Origin of the sequence: Streptomyces sp. NPDC058812, from assembly GCF_042744565.1 — a bacterium.
GTDB classification, from domain to species: domain Bacteria; phylum Actinomycetota; class Actinomycetes; order Streptomycetales; family Streptomycetaceae; genus Streptomyces; species Streptomyces thinghirensis.
The window spans coordinates 13,511-29,019 of the sequence record NZ_JBHYOB010000023.1 but is presented as its reverse complement, the minus strand read 5'-3'; the positions used below and the strand labels follow the sequence as shown (position 1 = coordinate 29,019).

The window sequence follows — 15,509 nt, the reverse complement described above, 5'->3', positions numbered from 1 at the left end:
GGGCTGCGGCTATAAACTAGCAGTGCTAATTTAAAAGTCCGGCTTTCAAGGTCCGTCTTCTTTGGGGTGACTCGGCATGAACCTGGGGCTCAGCGAGGAGCAGAGCGCCGTACGGCAGCTCGCGCGGGACTTCGTGGAGCGCGAGATCGCCCCGCACGTCGTCGCCTGGGACCGTGCCGAGGAGGTGGACCGGTCCATCGTGCAGAAGCTCGGCGAGGTCGGCTTCCTCGGGCTGACCGTCGACGAGGAGTACGGCGGCTCCGGCGGCGACCACCTCGCGTACTGCCTGGTGACGGAGGAACTGGGCCGTGGCGACAGCTCCGTGCGCGGGATCGTGTCCGTCTCCCTCGGCCTGGTCGCCAAGACGATCGCCGCCTGGGGCGACGAGGAGCAGAAGCGGCGCTGGCTGCCGGGGCTCACCTCCGGCGAGTACGTCGGCTGCTTCGGCCTCACGGAGCCCGGCACGGGGTCGGACGCCGGGAACCTCTCCACCCGCGCGGTCCGCGACGGCGACGACTACGTCATCAACGGCACGAAGATGTTCATCACCAACGGCACCTGGGCGGATGTCGTGCTGCTCTTCGCCCGCTCCACGGACGCCCCCGGCCACAAGGGCGTCTCCGCCTTCCTCGTGCCCACCGACACGCCCGGGCTCAGCCGCCGCACCATCCACGGCAAGCTCGGGCTGCGCGGCCAGGCCACCGCCGAGGTGGTTCTGGAGGACGTCCGCGTCCCCGCCTCCGCCATGCTGGCCCCCGAGGGCAAGGGCTTCTCCGTCGCCATGTCGGCCCTCGCCAAGGGGCGGATGTCGGTCGCGGCCGGCTGCGTCGGCATAGCCCAGGCCGCACTGGACGCCGCCGTGAAGTACGCGGGCGAGCGCGAGCAGTTCGGGAAGACCATCGCCCACCACCAGCTGGTGCAGGAGCTGATCAGCGACATCGCCCTCGACGTGGACGCGGCCCGGCTGCTGACCTGGCGGGTGGCCGACCTGATCGACCGCGGGCAGCCCTTCACCGTCGAGTCCTCCAAGGCCAAGCTGTTCGCCTCGGAGGCGGCCGTCCGCGCCGCGAACAACGCCCTCCAGGTCTTCGGCGGCTACGGCTACATCGACGAGTACCCGGCCGGCAAGCTGCTGCGCGACGCGCGCGTGATGACCCTCTACGAGGGCACCAGTCAGATCCAGAAGCTGGTCATCGGGCGCGCGCTGACCGGGGTTTCGGCCTTCTGAGTATCTGGACTGAGTACGACGGCGGATGTGGCCCGGGCCACATCCGCCGATCCTTTTCCCCATGAGTGACACACCGGTCAAGCAGCAGAACACGGCAGCCTTCTACGGACAGGCCGTGGCTTCGTTCGCGGTGGCGATGATCGCCACCGCCGTCGGCATCTACAACCTCCAGGCCGACGCCTGGGTACGTGCCTTCCTCGCCGTCGCCGTCCTGTACCTCGTCACCTCGGCCTTCACGCTGGCCAAGATCATCCGCGATCGCCAGGAGGCCGGGCAGATCGTGAGTCGCGTCGACCAGGCCCGGCTGGACAAGCTCCTCGCCGAGCACGACCCCTTCGAGAAGCTCGGGTGACGTGTCCGCCCGACGGCCGCACTAAGCGATCGCTCAGCTTCGGCGGTATGGTGGTGCTCCTGTCACCGAGAGGGGCGAACAAGCGATGAGTACGGCGGCCGAGACGACGGGCGGCGACATCGAGCCGTGGGCAGAGGTCACCCCGGACGCGGCCCGGCGGCTCCTGGTCGCCGCGGTGGAGGCCTTCGCCGAGCGCGGGTACCACGCGACCACGACCCGCGACATCGCCGGGCGCGCCGGCATGAGCCCGGCCGCGCTCTACATCCACTACAAGACCAAGGAAGAGCTGCTCCACCGCATCAGCCGGATCGGCCACGACCGGGCGGTCGCCATCCTGCGGGCCGCGGCCCGGGGTGAGGGCAGTGCCGCAGAGCGGCTCGCCGACGCCGTCAGCTCCTTCGTGCGCTGGCACGCCGGGCGGCGCACGACCGCGCGGGTGGTGCAGTACGAGCTGGACGCGCTCGGCCCCGAGGCCCGCGACGAGATCCTCACGCTGCGCCGGCAGTGCGATGCCGCGGTGCGCGGCATCATCGACGACGGTGTGGCGTCGGGCGAGTTCGACGTGCCGGACGTGAAGGGCACGACGCTCGCCGTGCTGTCGCTCTGCATCGACGTGGCCCGCTGGTTCAACGTGAACGGCCCCCGGACGCCCGACGAGGTCGGCGCGCTCTACGCCGACCTCGTGCTGCGGATGGTGGGAGCCGAACAGTCCGGCGCCGCTCAGAGGTAGTAGCGCGAGACCGACTCGGCGACGCACACCGGCTTGTCGCCGCCCTCGCGTTCCACGGTGAAGGCGAGGGCCACCTGGATCCCTCCCTTGACGTCCTCGACGCCGGTGATCGTCGCCGTGGCGCGCAGCCGCGAGCCGACCGGGACGGGGGAGGGGAAGCGGACCTTGTTGGTGCCGTAGTTGACGCCCATCTTCACGCCCTCGACCGCGATCAGCTGCGGTCCGAAGAGCGGGAGCAGCGACAGGGTCAGATAGCCGTGCGCGATGGTGGTGCCGAACGGGCCCGCGGCCGCCTTCTCCGGGTCCACGTGGATCCACTGATGGTCGCCGGTCGCCTCGGCGAACAGGTCGATCCGCTTCTGGTCGACGTCCAGCCAGTCGGTGTACCCCAGTTGCTCGCCCACCGCCGCCTTCACCTCGTCGGCGGATGTGAAGATCCTCGGCTCTGCCATGTCCCGGCCTCTCTGCTCGCTCGACCTACTCACGCGACTCTAAGCAACTGCTTAGCATGGTCGCGCGCGAAGCTCATGTCAACGGGCCGGAGGGCGCCGCACGGGTGACGGGGTCGGTAGGGTTCGAGGAGTGCCTCAGATTCCCGAGAAGATCCACGAGCTCACGGTCGGCCAGCTCGCCGCGCGCAGCGGCGCCGCCGTCTCCGCCCTGCACTTCTACGAGTCCAAAGGGCTGATCAGCAGTCGCCGCACCTCGGGCAACCAGCGCCGCTACAGCCGCGACGCGCTGCGCCGGGTCGCCTTCGTACGCGCGGCGCAGCGTGTCGGCATCCCGCTCGCCACGATCCGCGAGGCGCTCGCCGAGCTGCCGGAGGGGCGCACGCCCACCGAGGACGACTGGGCCCGGCTCTCCGAGGCCTGGCGCTCCGAACTGGACGAGCGGATCAAGCAGCTGAACCGGCTGCGCGACCACCTCACCGACTGCATCGGCTGCGGCTGCCTGTCCCTGGACACCTGTGTCCTGTCCAACCCCGACGACGTCTTCGGCGAGCGCCTCACCGGCTCTCGCCTGCTGGTGGAGCGCCGCGACTCCACGACCCGTCGCAAGGCCGCGGCCACGAGCCGTGGCCGCGGACCGGAAGTGGAGTGCTGCGACTGACGATCCGGCGACCCGACCCCGCGTCAGACTCCGCCCTGTCGTGCCGCGACCCACTCGGCCAGCCCCGCGGTGACCAGCTCGGCGTTGGACGCGGCCCGGCGGCCGTCCGGTAGGAACAGGGTGTCCTCCAGGCCGATGCGGACCGGGAGGCCCAGCCGCCCGGCCAGGCGCAGGACCGGCCAGGCACCGGCGTCCTCGCCGTGCAGCAGGACGGGGCGGCCGCGGGCCGTGCCGAGTTCGGTCAGCAGGGCGAGCGCGGAGTCCTCCGCGGTCGCCGGGTCGGTGTCCGTGACCTCCGCCAGGACCCGCAGCACCTTCGGCCCGAGCGGTGAGCGCAGGAACAGGGCCGCGCCGTCCGTGCCCGACCAGATGCCGGCCTCCACACCCACCCCGCGCTCGATCAAGGCGGCGGCGACCTCCTCGGCGCCCGGCTCGTGCCAGTTGACCGAGGCGTGGTCGGGCAGGGTCGTCCAGCTCCGTACCTGGGCCGCCCGGGCGGCGGGATCGGGCTCGGCCCAGGCGCCCGTCGTCACGCCGACCGGCACCGACGCCGGCACCCGTGCGCGTATCGCCTCCAGCGTGGCCGCGAGCACGCGGGGCGACAACGTGTCCTGTCCGCACGGTGTCTTGGGATGGACATGGACATCCGTGGCTCCGGCGGCCGCCGCCGCGGCCACGGAATCGGCGATCGCCTCCGGCGACAGCGGCACCGCCGTGCCGTCTTCGCTCCCTCGGGCTCCGTTCACACACACCTGCACCATTCCCCCATGGTGCGGGGCGCCACTGACAACACCCGCGGGCCGCGAGACCGTACGGGCCGTCGGAGGTGCGGCATCCCCGGCACACCTCCGCGGTCGGTCAGGGGACGTCGTTCGGATCCTGCCGGGGTCGCGGGGTCTGGCACGCGCGTCTGCGGCGTTGTCGGGTGCCAGGGCTCTGCCCTGCCGCCCTCCTCCGCCTCGCGGCCGCACGCACCAGACCCCGCTCGCGTCAGTCGCAAGACACCGTCGCCAGGAGCCGGCCTGATCCGCACGGCACCCCCTACGCCGACATCAGCAACCGACCCCGCCGGGCGTCCGCCAGCGCGTCGGGGGTGAGGACGGGCCGCGGGACGAGGATCCCGCAGTCCGTGCAGACCGGGCCCGTCGAGGGTTCGTGGTCCAGGTCGTACTTCCAGACGAGGCGCTCCCCGTCGCACACCGGGCACACGGACCCCGGTTCACGCTCCAGCGCGGAGATCAGACCGCGCAGCACCTCCGCCAGCGGCCCGTGGGGATGGACGCGGGGGTCGTCGCACCAGGCGACCCCGAAACCGCCCCAGGTCAGCCGGTGCCAGTCGTCCACGCTGCCCGGCCTGCGCAGCCCGTCGTGCTTCTCCTTCCTGCGCCGCTCGGCGAACCCGACCTCGTAGGCCAGCCACACCGAACGCGCCTCCTCCAGCTCCTCCAGTGCGGCCACGAGCCGCGCTGGGTCGGGGGAGCGGTCCTCGGGACCGAACCCGGCCCGGGAGCACAGATGGTCCCAGGTCGCCCTGTGCCCATAAGGGGCGAACCGCTCAAGGCACTTGCGCAGCGAATAGCGCCGTAGCGCCAGGTCGCACCGTGGATCGCGGACCTGTCTCGCCAGACTCCGGAAACCGGCCATCGCCCTGCACCTCCGTCACACCTGCACCTGTACTTCGGTCACTTCGGCGTCGTCGTACGGACGTCGCCGAATAGACGTATCGACACGCGATTCGGCTCCATCCGATTTCCGATGCCCCTCATAAGCCGGTCCACCCGCTCAAAAAAAGTGACGCCTGTTCATCTTCCAACTCGGGGATACCGGCGGTAACGTCCGGCCCACCCCACGTCGGGAGGAGCTGCCATGCCACGGCGCACCCCACGCAACGCCCTCGACAGACTGAGAACTCCCCGCGGCTTCCACGGGTTCCTGAAGGGCGCGTTCGTATGCGCCCTCTTGGCCGGCCTTTTGTCGCCGCTTTCCCCCGCGATGGCCGCCGGAACGGCTCCCACCTCGGAGAAGACCGCACCGGCGACAGCCGAAAAGACCTCGAGAACGGCGGCCAACGACCACTGCGGCGGCCAGTGTTCCGACATCCTGCCGCCCGGACAGAACGGCAACGCCACCCTGGCCCAGATCCTCCTCAACCAGGCCTTCGGCACCCAGCCCGCCCACGCCGAGGACCAGCTCGGGCCCTACGCCGGTCTCGCCACCGGCTACTCCGGCCTCACCAACGACAAGATCAACACCTTCTTCAACGACGCCTCCTTCGGCGTCCCCGACGACCAGGTCGCCTCCACCGTCCGCCCGGCCGGCCGCGGCGACGTGACCATCGTCCGCGACAAGAAGACCGGTGTGCCGCACATCACCGGCACCACCCGCTACGGCACCGAGTTCGGCGCCGGCTACGCGGCGGCCCAGGACCGGCTGTGGCTGATGGACCTCTTCCGGCATGTCGGACGAGGGCAGTTGACCCCCTTCGCCGGCGGCGCCCCCGCCAATCAGGGACTGGAGCAGCAGTTCTGGCGCAGCGCCCCGTACACCGAGGCCGACCTCGCCGCCCAGATCGAGAGCGCCGCCGCCAAGGCCGGCGAGCGCGGCGAGCTGGCCCTGGCCGACGTGGACGCCTACGTCGCCGGCGTCAACGCCTACATCGACGCCTCCGACAAGGGCCGCTACTTTCCCGGCGAGTACGTCCTGACCGGCCACAAGAACGCCATCACCAACGCGGGCACCATCGAGCACTTCAAGCGCACCGACCTGATAGCGCTGGCCTCCGTCATCGGCTCCCTCTTCGGCGCGGGCGGCGGCGGCGAGGTCACCAACGCGCTCTCGCTGCTCGCCGCCCAGGAGAAGTACGGCGTGGCCGAGGGCACCGAGGTCTGGGAGTCCTTCCGCCAGCGCAACGACCCCGAGGCGGTCCTCACCCAGCAAGCGGGCAGCTTCCCGTACCTGCCCAAACCGGACGACCCCCAGGGTCGTGCCCTGCCCGACGCCGGCTCGGTCCAGGCGGAGCCGCTGGTGTACGACCGTACGGGCAGCGCCGCCGCGTCGAGCGCGACCGGCGCCTCCGCCACGGCGGCGGACGCGGCCGTGACCTCGGCCCGGCGCGGTATGTCCAACGCCCTCGTCGTCAGCGGCGAGCACACCGCGAGCGGCCACCCGATCGCCGTCTTCGGTCCGCAGACCGGCTACTTCGCGCCGCAGCTCCTCATGCTCCAGGAGATCCAGGGCCCGGGCATCAGCGCCCGCGGCGCCTCCTTCGCGGGCCTGAGCATGTACGTCGAACTCGGCCGCGGCCAGGACTACGCGTGGAGCGCGACCACCTCCGGCCAGGACATCATCGACACCTACGCCATCGAGCTGTGCCAGGACGACTACCACTACCTCTACCGCGGCACCTGCACGCCGATGGAGAAGATCGAGCGGAAGAACGCCTGGAAGCCGACCGTCGCCGACTCCACCGCGGCCGGCTCCTACACGATGCGGGTCTGGCGCACCAAGTACGGCCCGGTCGAGTACCGCGCCACGGTCGGCGGCAAGAAGGTCGCCTACACCACTCTGCGCTCCTCATTCATGCACGAGGCCGACTCGATCATCGGCTTCCAGATGCTGAACGACCCGGAGTACCTGAACAGCCCCGAGCGCTTCGAGAGCGCCGTCCAGCACATCAACTACACCTTCAACTGGTTCTACGCCGACTCCGAGCACACCGCGTACTACAACAGCGGCGACAACCCGGTACGGGCGAACGGCGTCGACGCCGACTTCCCGGTCTGGGCGCGAGCGGCGTACGAGTGGCAGGACTGGGACCCGGCCGCCAACACGGCCGAGTACACACCGGCGTCCGCCCACCCCCAGTCCCTCGACCAGGACTACTACGTCTCCTGGAACAACAAGCAGGCCAGGGACTACTCCACCGCACCCTGGGGCAACGGCTCCGTCCACCGCGGCAACCTCCTCGACGACCGGGTGAGGAAGCTGGTCGCCGACGGCGGCGTGACCCGCGCCGCACTGGTGAAGGCCATGGCCGAGGCGGGCCTCGCCGACCTGCGGGCCGAGGACGTACTGCCCGGCCTGCTGAAGGTGATCGGCTCCGCGCCGGTGACCGACCCCGTGGCCAAGGAGGCCGTGGACCGGCTCAAGGCGTGGCACGCGGCGGGCGCCCTGCGCACGGAGACGTCGGCCGGCTCGAAGAAGTACGCCCACGCCGACGCGATCCGCACCCTGGACGCCTGGTGGCCGCTGCTGGTGAGGGCCGAGTTCGAACCGGGCCTCGGCAGCGACCTGTACACCGCCTTCACCCGCAACCTGCCCGTCGACGAGTCCCCGTCCGCCGCGCACGGCCCGACCGGCGCCCACGCCGGCAGCGCCTTCCAGTACGGCTGGTGGAGTTATGTCGACAAGGACATCCGGTCCGTGCTCGGTGAACCCGTCGAAGGGCCGCTCGCGCGCGCGTACTGCGGCGACGGCGACCTCGCCGCCTGCCGGGACACCCTGGTCTCGACCCTGAAGGAGGCGGCGGGCCGGACGGCCGCCCAGGTCTATCCCGGCGACGACAACTGCTCGCCGGGCGACCAGTGGTGCGCCGACTCGGTGATCCACCGCACCCTGGGCGGCATCAAGCACGGCGGCATCGGCTGGCAGAACCGGCCGACCTACCAGCAGGTCGTGGAGTTCACGTCCCACCGGTGACCGGCCGGTCCGACGGTCACCTGTAGAGGAGGTACTGGCGGCGCGTCCCGCGGAACGCCGCCAGTTCCCTCTCCCAGCCGCCCACCACCTCGTCGGTGTCCGCGCCCGCGTCGATCATCGTGCGCACCTGCGTGGAGCCGGTGAGCTTGTCGATCCAGTTGTCCGACCGCCAGGCGAAGCCGTCCCAGGTCTGTTTGGCGGTCACCAGGAGGGCGATCCCGGTGCGTACCGGGTCGAAGGCGGCCCGGTCGTGCACATGGAGCTGCACGCCGCCGACGGTCTTCCCCTGGAACTTGGAGAAGGTGGGCGCGAAGTACGCCTCCCTGAAGCGCACGCCGGGCAGGTCGAGCGCGTTCGCGGCGGCGGCCCAGCTCCCGTCGATGCCCTCGGCCCCGATCAGCTCGAACGGGCGGGTGGTGCCGCGCCCCTCCGACAGGTTCGTGCCCTCGAACAGGCACGTGCCCGAGTAGACGAGGGCGCACTCCGGCGTCGGCATGTTGGGGCTCGGCGGCACCCAGGGCAGCCCGGAGGCGTCGAAGAACTCCGAGCGCTTCCAGCCCGACATCGGCACGGTCTCCAGCGGCACCGGCGACGTCAGGAACTCGCCGTTGAACAGCCGCGCCAGCTCGGCGACCGTCATGCCGTGCGCCTGGGCGATCGGCTGCCGGCCGACGAAGGTCGCGAACTCCTTGTGCAGGATCGGGCCCAGGGCCGCCCGCCCGGTCACCGGGTTCGGCCGGTCCAGGACCACGAACCGCTTGCCCGCGAGCCGGGCCGACTCCATGCAGTCGAACAGCGTCCAGATGTACGTGTAGAAGCGCGCGCCGACGTCCTGGATGTCGAAGACGACGGTGTCCACGCCGGACGCCGTGAAGATGTCCGCGAGCGGCTGCCCGCTCTTCAGGTACGTGTCGTAGACGGGCAGACCGGTCGCGGGGTCGTCGTAGCGGCCCTCGGAGCCGCCCGCCTGCGCGGTGCCGCGGAAGCCGTGCTCGGGGCCGAACACGGCGGTCAGGTCCACGCGGTCGTCGGCGTGCATGACGTCGACGATGTGGCGTACGTCCCGGGTGATGCCGGTCGGGTTGGTGACGACGCCGACCTTCTGTCCGTCCAGGAGGGCGTAGCCGTCGTCGGCGAGGCGCTCGAAGCCGGTGCGCACCCGGCGGCCGCCGTGGCCTCCGGGTGCCGCCTGTGCCGTGCCGGTCGTGGCGGCCGTGGCGGTGGCCGCCACCGCGGCCGTCGTGGCGAGCAGGGTCCGTCTGGACAGCGTCATGCGGTGACCTCCGTGATCGCGGCGGGTGTCATGCGCACGCACGCTAACCCGCGCCGCGTACCGCACGGAATGGAGTAGACCGCGGTTCGCCTCTTCCGTCGCACATACCGACTGGTTAGTCTGGCATTGCAGCAGAGCCCGCATGTGGTGTCGCAGCCGTGTCGAAGGAGACCGATGGTGGAAGCCGTGCAGGATGCCGGAGTCGTCGTCACCGGAGCGGGAGGCGGCATCGGCGCCGCGCTGGCCCGCCGCTTCGCCGCCGAGGGCGCCCGGGTCGTCGTCAATGATCTGGACGCCGACCGGGCCAAGGCCGTCGCCGACGAGATCGGCGGCATCGCGGTCCCGGGCGACGCCTCCGCGATCGTCACCGAGGCGCGCGAGGCGCTGGGCGGCACGGTCGACGTGTACTGCGCCAACGCGGGCGTCGGCTGCGGGGGTTCCGAGGCGGCCGAGGAGGCCGTCTGGGCGCTCGCCTGGGACGTCAACGTCATGGCACACGTGCGGGCGGCCCACGAACTGATCCCCGACTGGCTGGAGCGCGGCAGCGGCCGTTTCGTCTCCACCGTCTCGGCCGCCGGACTGCTCACCATGATCGGCGCCGCGCCCTACAGCGTCACCAAGCACGGCGCGTACGCCTTCGCCGAGTGGCTGTCCCTCACCTACCGCCACCGCGGGGTCAAGGTGCACGCCATCTGCCCGCAGGGCGTGCGCACCGACATGCTCACCGCGAGCGGCAGCGCGGGGCAACTGGTGCTCCAGCCCACCGCGATCGAGCCGGAGGACGTCGCGGACGCCCTCTTCAAGGGCATCGACGAGGACCGCTTCCTGATCCTGCCGCACCCCGAGGCCGCCGAGTACTACCAGGCCCGCGCCGCCGAGCCCGACCGCTGGCTGCACGGCATGAACCGGCTCCAGCGGCAGTGGGAGGAGGCGACGGCCCGATGACCGGCTCCCGTTACGCGGCCAAGCCCTGGCTGGACCTGCTGACCGACGCCCAGAAGGCCCCGCTCGACCCGGACGCCTCCCTGGTGCACGCCCTGCGCCGGGCCGCCGCCGAAGCCCCCGACCGCGCCTTCCTCGCCTACTTCGACGGCCGCCTCACCTACCGCGAGGTGGACGAGCTGAGCGACTCCGTCGCCGGGCACCTCGCCGCGCGCGGCCTGGAGCGCGGCGAGCGGGTCGCGGTCCTGCTGCAGAACTCCCCGCACTTCGTGCTCGCCGTCCTCGGCGCCTGGAAGGCGGGCGCGGTCGTCGTGCCCGTCAACCCCATGTACAAGGCGGGGGAGGTCGGCCACGTCCTGCGGGACGGCGAGGTGGCCGCCCTGATCTGCTCCGACCGGGCCTGGGAGTCGTACCTGCGCGAGACGGCGGCCGACTCGCCGGTGCGGATCGTGCTCACGGGGTGCGAGTTGGACTTCCAGACCCGCCAGGACGCGCGCGTGCTGACCTTCGAGCGGCTGCCCGGCACCACCGACGCCGACGACCTCGCGGAAGTGGCAGGCGCCGGTCACAAGGCACCCGAGGGCCGCGACCCGGGACCGGACGACACCGCGCTCATCAGCTACACCTCGGGCACCAGCGGCACGCCCAAGGGCGCCACCAACACGCACCGCAACATCATGTACAACGCGGAGCGGCAGCGCACCGGGCTCGGTCTGCCCGAGGCACCCGTCTACTTCGCGCTGGCGCCGCTGTTCCACATCACCGGCATGGTCTGCGAGTTCGGGGCCTGCCTGAACAGCGTGGGCACGCTCGTCCTGGCGTACCGCTTCGAGGCGGGCGTGGTGCTGGACGCCTTCGCCGAGCACCGGCCGCACTACACGGTCGGCCCGTCCACCGCCTTCATGGCGCTGGCCGCCCACCCGTCCGTCACCCGCGAGCACTTCGCGTCCTTCGCGAACATCTCCTCCGGTGGCGCGCCGCTGCCGCCCGCCCTGGTGGAGAAGTTCCGCGCGGGCTTCGGGCCGTACATCCGCAACGGCTACGGGCTGACCGAGTGCACCGCACCCTGCGCCTCCGTACCGCCGCACCTGGAGGCGCCCGTCGACCCGGTCTCCGGGACGCTCGCCGTCGGCGTGCCCGGCCCCGAGGGCATCGTCCGGATCGTCGATGAGCAGGGCGCGGAGGTGCCCTTCGGAGAGCAGGGCGAGATCGTCGTCAGCGGTCCGCAGGTCGTCCCCGGATACTGGCGGCGCCCCGACGCCACCGCCGAGACCTTCCCCGGCGGCGAGCTGCGCACCGGCGACATCGGCTTCATGGACGCCCAGGGGTGGCTCTACGTCGTCGACCGCAAGAAGGACATGATCAACGCCTCGGGCTTCAAGGTCTGGCCGCGCGAGGTCGAGGACGTGCTCTACACCCACCCGGCGGTGCGCGAGGCCGCCGTCGTCGGCGTGCCCGACGGGTACCGCGGAGAGACCGTCAAGGCGTACATCAGCCTCCGTCCGGGTGCCGAGACGGCTCCGGACGCACTCGCCGCGTACTGCGAGGAGAGACTGGCCGCGTACAAGTACCCGCGCCAGGTGGAGATCCTGCCCGACCTGCCGAAGACGGCGAGTGGGAAGATCCTCCGTCGGGAACTGCGTTCCCGTACGCAACAGGACGAACAGGAACGGCCACTGAACGGCCGCTGAAAGGAAAGGCAGGTGACGGCAGTGCCCAGGACCACGGACGGGGACGGCACTCCGGTGCCGCAGCGGCTCCTGGCCGCCGCCACCCGGCTCTTCGCGGAGCAGGGCTACGACCGCACCTCGGTACAGGAGATCGTGGAGGCGGCCGGCGTCACCAAGGGAGCGCTGTACCACTACTTCGGCTCCAAGGACGACCTCCTGCACGAGGTGTACGCGCGCGTGCTGCGCCTCCAGCAGGAGCGCCTGGACGCCTTCGCGGACTCCGACGAGCCGGTCGAGAAGCGGGTGCGGGACGCGGCGGCCGACGTCGTCGTCACGACCATCGACAACCTCGACGACGCGTCGATCTTCTTCCGCTCCATGCACCAGCTGAGCCCGGAGAAGAACAAGCAGGTGCGCGCGGAGCGCCGGCGCTACCACGAACGCTTCCGCGCGCTCATCGAGGAGGGCCAGCAGGCCGGCGTCTTCACCAAGGAGTCCCCGGCCGACCTGGTGGTGGACTACCACTTCGGCTCCGTCCACCACCTGTCCACCTGGTACCGCCCCGACGGCCCGCTCAGCCCGCAGGAGGTCGCCGACCACCTGGCCGACCTGCTGCTGCGGGCACTGCGCCCGTGAGACGGCGCCCCCCGGGCCGCGGGGGGCGCCGCTTCGTTCACAGGTACTTCTTGATCTCCCGGCGTGCCAGCGAGCGCTGGTGGACCTCGTCCGGCCCGTCGGCGATCATCAGCGTCCGGGCGCCCGCGTACAGCTCGGCCAGCGGAAAGTCCTGGCTCACCCCGCCCGCGCCGTGCAGCTGGATCGCCCGGTCGATGATGTCGACCACCGCGCGGGGCGTGGCGATCTTGATGGCCTGGATCTCGGTATGGGCGCCCCGGTTGCCGACGGTGTCCATCAGCCAGGCGGTCTTGAGGACGAGGAGCCGCAGCTGCTCGACGGTGACGCGCGCGTCCGCGATCCAGTTGTGCACCACGCCCTGCTGGGCCAGCGACTTGCCGAAGGCGTCGCGGGACACCGCGCGGCGGCACATCAGCTCGATGGCCCGCTCGGCCATGCCGATCAGCCGCATGCAGTGGTGGATACGGCCCGGACCCAGGCGGGCCTGGGCGATGGCGAAGCCGCCGCCCTCCTCGCCGATCAGGTTCGACACCGGCACGCGCGCGTGGTCGAAGGTCACCTCGGCGTGGCCGCCGTGGTAGTGGTCCTCGTAGCCGAAGACCTGCATGGCCCGGTCGACGGTGACGCCCGGCGTGTCGCGGGGGACCAGCACCATGGACTGCTGGCGTCGGATGTCCTCCCCGTCCGGGTCGGTCTTGCCCATCACGATGAAGATCCGGCAGTCCGGGTTCATCGCCCCGGAGATGTACCACTTGCGGCCGGTGATGACGTACTCGTCGCCGTCGCGCTCGATGTGCGTGGTGATGTTCGTGGCGTCGGAGGAGGCCACGTCCGGCTCGGTCATCGCGAACGCCGAGCGGATCTCACCGGCGAGCAGCGGCTGGAGCCACTGCTTCTTCTGCGCCTCGTCGGCGAACTGGGCCAGCACCTCCATGTTCCCGGTGTCCGGCGCCGCGCAGTTCGTCGCCGTCGGGGCCAGCTGCGGGCTGCGGCCGGTGATCTCGGCGAGCGGCGCGTACTGGAGGTTGGTGAGGCCCGCGCCGTGCTCGGCGTCGGGCAGGAAGAGGTTCCACAGGCCCTGGCGGCGGGCCTCGGCCTTCAGGTCCTCCACCACCCGCGGGGTGTCCCAGGGGGAGGCGAGCCGGGCTCGCTGCTCGTGGGCGACCTGCTCGGCCGGGTGGACGTACTCGTCCATGAAGGCGAGCAGCTTGGCGCGGAGTTCCTCGGTGCGTGCGTCGAACGCGAAGTCCATGACGGATCAGCCTTCCTGAAGGGTGGTCAGGCCGTGCTCGATGAAGACGGGGACGAGGTCGCCGATGCGGTCGAAGCCGCGGCCGACGGTCTGGCCCAGCGTGTAGCGGTAGTGGATGCCCTCCAGGATCACGGCGAGCTTGAACCAGGCGAACGCCGTGTACCAGGCGACGGCGGACACGTCGCGCCCCGAGCGCGCGGCGTACCGCTCGATCAGCTCGGCGGGGGCGGGGTGGCCGGGGGCCTGGGCGGTGGTGGAGACGGGGGAGTCGGGCATGCCGAGCGGCATGCTGTACATCACCAGCAGGCCGAGGTCGGTGAGCGGGTCGCCGAGGGTGGACATCTCCCAGTCGAGGATCGCGTTGATCTCGTCCCGGTCACCGCCGATCAGGACGTTGTCCAGGCGGTAGTCGCCGTGCACGACGGTCGGGGCGGGGGAGCGGGGCAGTTCCCGGCCGAGGGTGGCGTGCAGCTCGTCGATGCCGGCCAGGTCGCGGTTGCGGGAGGCGTCCAGTTGCTTGGCCCAGCGGCGCAGCTGGCGGTCCAGGAAGCCCTCGGGGCGGCCGAAGTCGCCCAGGCCCACGGCGGCGGGGTCCACCGCGTGCAGCTCGACGAGCGTGTCGACCAGGTTCAGCACGGCGGCCCGGGTGCGCTCGGGGCCGAGCGGGGCGAGCTGGTCGGCGGTGCGGTACGGGGTGCCCTCGACGAACTCCATGACGTAGAAGGGCGACCCGATGACCTCGTCGTCCTCGCAGAGGAGGACCGGGCGCGGCACCGGTACGTCCGTCGGGTGCAGGGCGCTGATGACACGGTGCTCGCGCTTCATGTCGTGCGCGGTGGCCAGGACATGGCCGAGCGGGGGTCGTCGTACGACCCAGCGCGCGGTACCGTCCGAGACCGCGTAGGTGAGGTTCGACCGTCCGCCCTCGATCAGCCGGCCGGACAGCGGGCCGGTCACCAGGCCGGGCCGCTCGCGGTCGAGCAGGCCGCGCAACCGGTCGAGATCGAGTCCGGGCGGGTGGTCGGGGCTCATCGTCGCTCCTACGGGCAGGTGAACAGTACCCGACTCATGATGCCGACCGGTCGGTATGCCGTCCAGTAGGGGAGCGGAACGTGATCGGCGCCACGATAGGACGACAGCCCCCCGCGCGGAGTGCGGGGAGCTGTCGGGTGGGGTCGTGATGTGTGGGTCTGGTGGGAGTGGGGGGGGTGGGGCGGGGGTGGGGGCGGGGGCTGGGGGGTGCCGTTTGTCAGTGGTCGTCCCAGTGGCCGTCGTGGGCGGCGTGGCGGTGGCCGTCGTGCAGGTAGTCGACGTGGTCGCCGTGGCGGACGCCCGTGTGTCCGCAGCCTTCGCCGTGCCGGTGGTCGTGACTCTCGTGCGTGGTGTGCCCGGAGGGCTCGCACTCGTCCCAGTGGCCGCCGTGCTGCCGGTGCAGGTGCCCGTCGTGCGCGTAGTCGACGTGGTCGCCGTGGGGCACCTCCGCGTGGCCGCAGTGCGGGCCGTGGTCATGGGCGTGGTCTTGGGCGGGGTGTTCCTGGTGGAGAGTGGTCATGGCGCTCACCTTATCGGTGTATATCTGGACATTCAGCTTGCGTGGCGTTCGGGTACCCGGGAGGGT

General features: G+C 71.4%; 15 protein-coding genes. 8 read left to right on the top strand and 7 right to left on the bottom strand.

The window, feature by feature from the left end:
* The first annotated feature begins 76 nt into the window (after positions 1-76).
* The 3 genes from ACFW48_RS33440 to ACFW48_RS33430 all read left to right on the top strand — a co-directional run bounded on the left by ACFW48_RS33440 (position 77) and on the right by ACFW48_RS33430 (position 2,310).
* Entirely contained in the window at positions 77-1,228 is a 1,152-nt protein-coding gene (locus ACFW48_RS33440) for an acyl-CoA dehydrogenase family protein (protein WP_386321577.1), read from the top strand.
* Between the two features lie 61 nt (positions 1,229-1,289).
* Positions 1,290-1,580, top strand: coding sequence for a YiaA/YiaB family inner membrane protein (locus ACFW48_RS33435; RefSeq protein WP_386321574.1), 291 nt, complete (start codon positions 1,290-1,292; stop codon positions 1,578-1,580).
* 85 nt (positions 1,581-1,665) lie between these two features.
* Positions 1,666-2,310 carry a TetR family transcriptional regulator gene (locus ACFW48_RS33430; protein WP_386321571.1) on the top strand — a complete coding sequence of 215 codons (645 nt, stop codon included), beginning with the start codon at positions 1,666-1,668 and terminating at the stop codon, positions 2,308-2,310.
* Here the strand turns inward: ACFW48_RS33430 and ACFW48_RS33425 are convergent.
* Positions 2,301-2,762, bottom strand: a complete 462-nt coding sequence (locus tag ACFW48_RS33425) for a MaoC family dehydratase (RefSeq protein WP_386321568.1) — start codon at positions 2,760-2,762, stop codon at positions 2,301-2,303. The two genes, ACFW48_RS33430 and ACFW48_RS33425, sit on opposite strands and share 10 nt — an antisense overlap.
* 130 nt (positions 2,763-2,892) lie before the next feature.
* Between ACFW48_RS33425 and soxR the strand changes: the two genes are divergently transcribed.
* A complete protein-coding gene (gene soxR, locus ACFW48_RS33420; protein ID WP_386321565.1) occupies positions 2,893-3,420 on the top strand; it encodes a redox-sensitive transcriptional activator SoxR in 528 nt (175 codons plus the stop codon).
* Between the two features lie 23 nt (positions 3,421-3,443).
* Here soxR and ACFW48_RS33415 read toward each other — a convergent pair whose 3' ends face one another.
* Positions 3,444-4,181, bottom strand: coding sequence for a 3-keto-5-aminohexanoate cleavage protein (locus ACFW48_RS33415; RefSeq protein WP_386321562.1), 738 nt, complete (start codon positions 4,179-4,181; stop codon positions 3,444-3,446).
* 280 nt (positions 4,182-4,461) lie between these two features.
* Complete coding sequence (locus ACFW48_RS33410; protein ID WP_386321560.1) at positions 4,462-5,064, bottom strand: hypothetical protein; 603 nt, start codon at positions 5,062-5,064, stop codon at positions 4,462-4,464.
* A 222-nt stretch (positions 5,065-5,286) separates the two neighbouring features.
* Here ACFW48_RS33410 and ACFW48_RS33405 point away from each other — a divergent pair, with 222 nt between their 5' ends.
* Complete coding sequence (locus ACFW48_RS33405) at positions 5,287-8,118, top strand: penicillin acylase family protein (protein WP_386321557.1); 2,832 nt, start codon at positions 5,287-5,289, stop codon at positions 8,116-8,118.
* A gap of 16 nt (positions 8,119-8,134) precedes the next feature.
* Here ACFW48_RS33405 and ACFW48_RS33400 read toward each other — a convergent pair whose 3' ends face one another.
* The gene (locus ACFW48_RS33400) at positions 8,135-9,391 is read right to left on the bottom strand and encodes an exo-beta-N-acetylmuramidase NamZ domain-containing protein (protein WP_386321555.1); all 1,257 of its coding nucleotides are present in this window, start codon (positions 9,389-9,391) and stop codon (positions 8,135-8,137) included.
* Between the two features lie 174 nt (positions 9,392-9,565).
* Between ACFW48_RS33400 and ACFW48_RS33395 the strand changes: the two genes are divergently transcribed.
* From ACFW48_RS33395 to ACFW48_RS33385, 3 genes are read left to right on the top strand one after another with little or no spacing between them, the layout of a single operon-like run.
* The gene (locus ACFW48_RS33395) at positions 9,566-10,336 is read left to right on the top strand and encodes an SDR family oxidoreductase (RefSeq protein WP_386321552.1); all 771 of its coding nucleotides are present in this window, start codon (positions 9,566-9,568) and stop codon (positions 10,334-10,336) included.
* Positions 10,333-12,024: a class I adenylate-forming enzyme family protein gene (locus ACFW48_RS33390; RefSeq protein WP_386321550.1), complete on the top strand. Its 1,692-nt coding sequence runs from the start codon at positions 10,333-10,335 to the stop codon at positions 12,022-12,024. The genes ACFW48_RS33395 and ACFW48_RS33390 overlap by 4 nt, the downstream gene beginning before the upstream one ends.
* 21 nt (positions 12,025-12,045) lie before the next feature.
* Positions 12,046-12,639 (top strand): TetR/AcrR family transcriptional regulator, encoded by a 594-nt coding sequence (locus tag ACFW48_RS33385; protein WP_375909461.1) that lies wholly within the window; start codon positions 12,046-12,048, stop codon positions 12,637-12,639.
* 37 nt (positions 12,640-12,676) lie between these two features.
* On the opposite strand, the gene ACFW48_RS33380 is transcribed toward ACFW48_RS33385, so the two are convergent.
* The 3 genes from ACFW48_RS33380 to ACFW48_RS33370 all read right to left on the bottom strand — a co-directional run bounded on the left by ACFW48_RS33380 (position 12,677) and on the right by ACFW48_RS33370 (position 15,443).
* Complete coding sequence (locus tag ACFW48_RS33380; protein ID WP_386321548.1) at positions 12,677-13,891, bottom strand: acyl-CoA dehydrogenase family protein; 1,215 nt, start codon at positions 13,889-13,891, stop codon at positions 12,677-12,679.
* A gap of 6 nt (positions 13,892-13,897) precedes the next feature.
* Positions 13,898-14,923, bottom strand: a complete 1,026-nt coding sequence (locus ACFW48_RS33375) for a phosphotransferase family protein (RefSeq protein ID WP_386321545.1) — start codon at positions 14,921-14,923, stop codon at positions 13,898-13,900.
* A gap of 217 nt (positions 14,924-15,140) precedes the next feature.
* The gene (locus ACFW48_RS33370) at positions 15,141-15,443 is read right to left on the bottom strand and encodes a hypothetical protein (protein ID WP_386321543.1); all 303 of its coding nucleotides are present in this window, start codon (positions 15,441-15,443) and stop codon (positions 15,141-15,143) included.
* Positions 15,444-15,509: the final 66 nt, after the last annotated feature.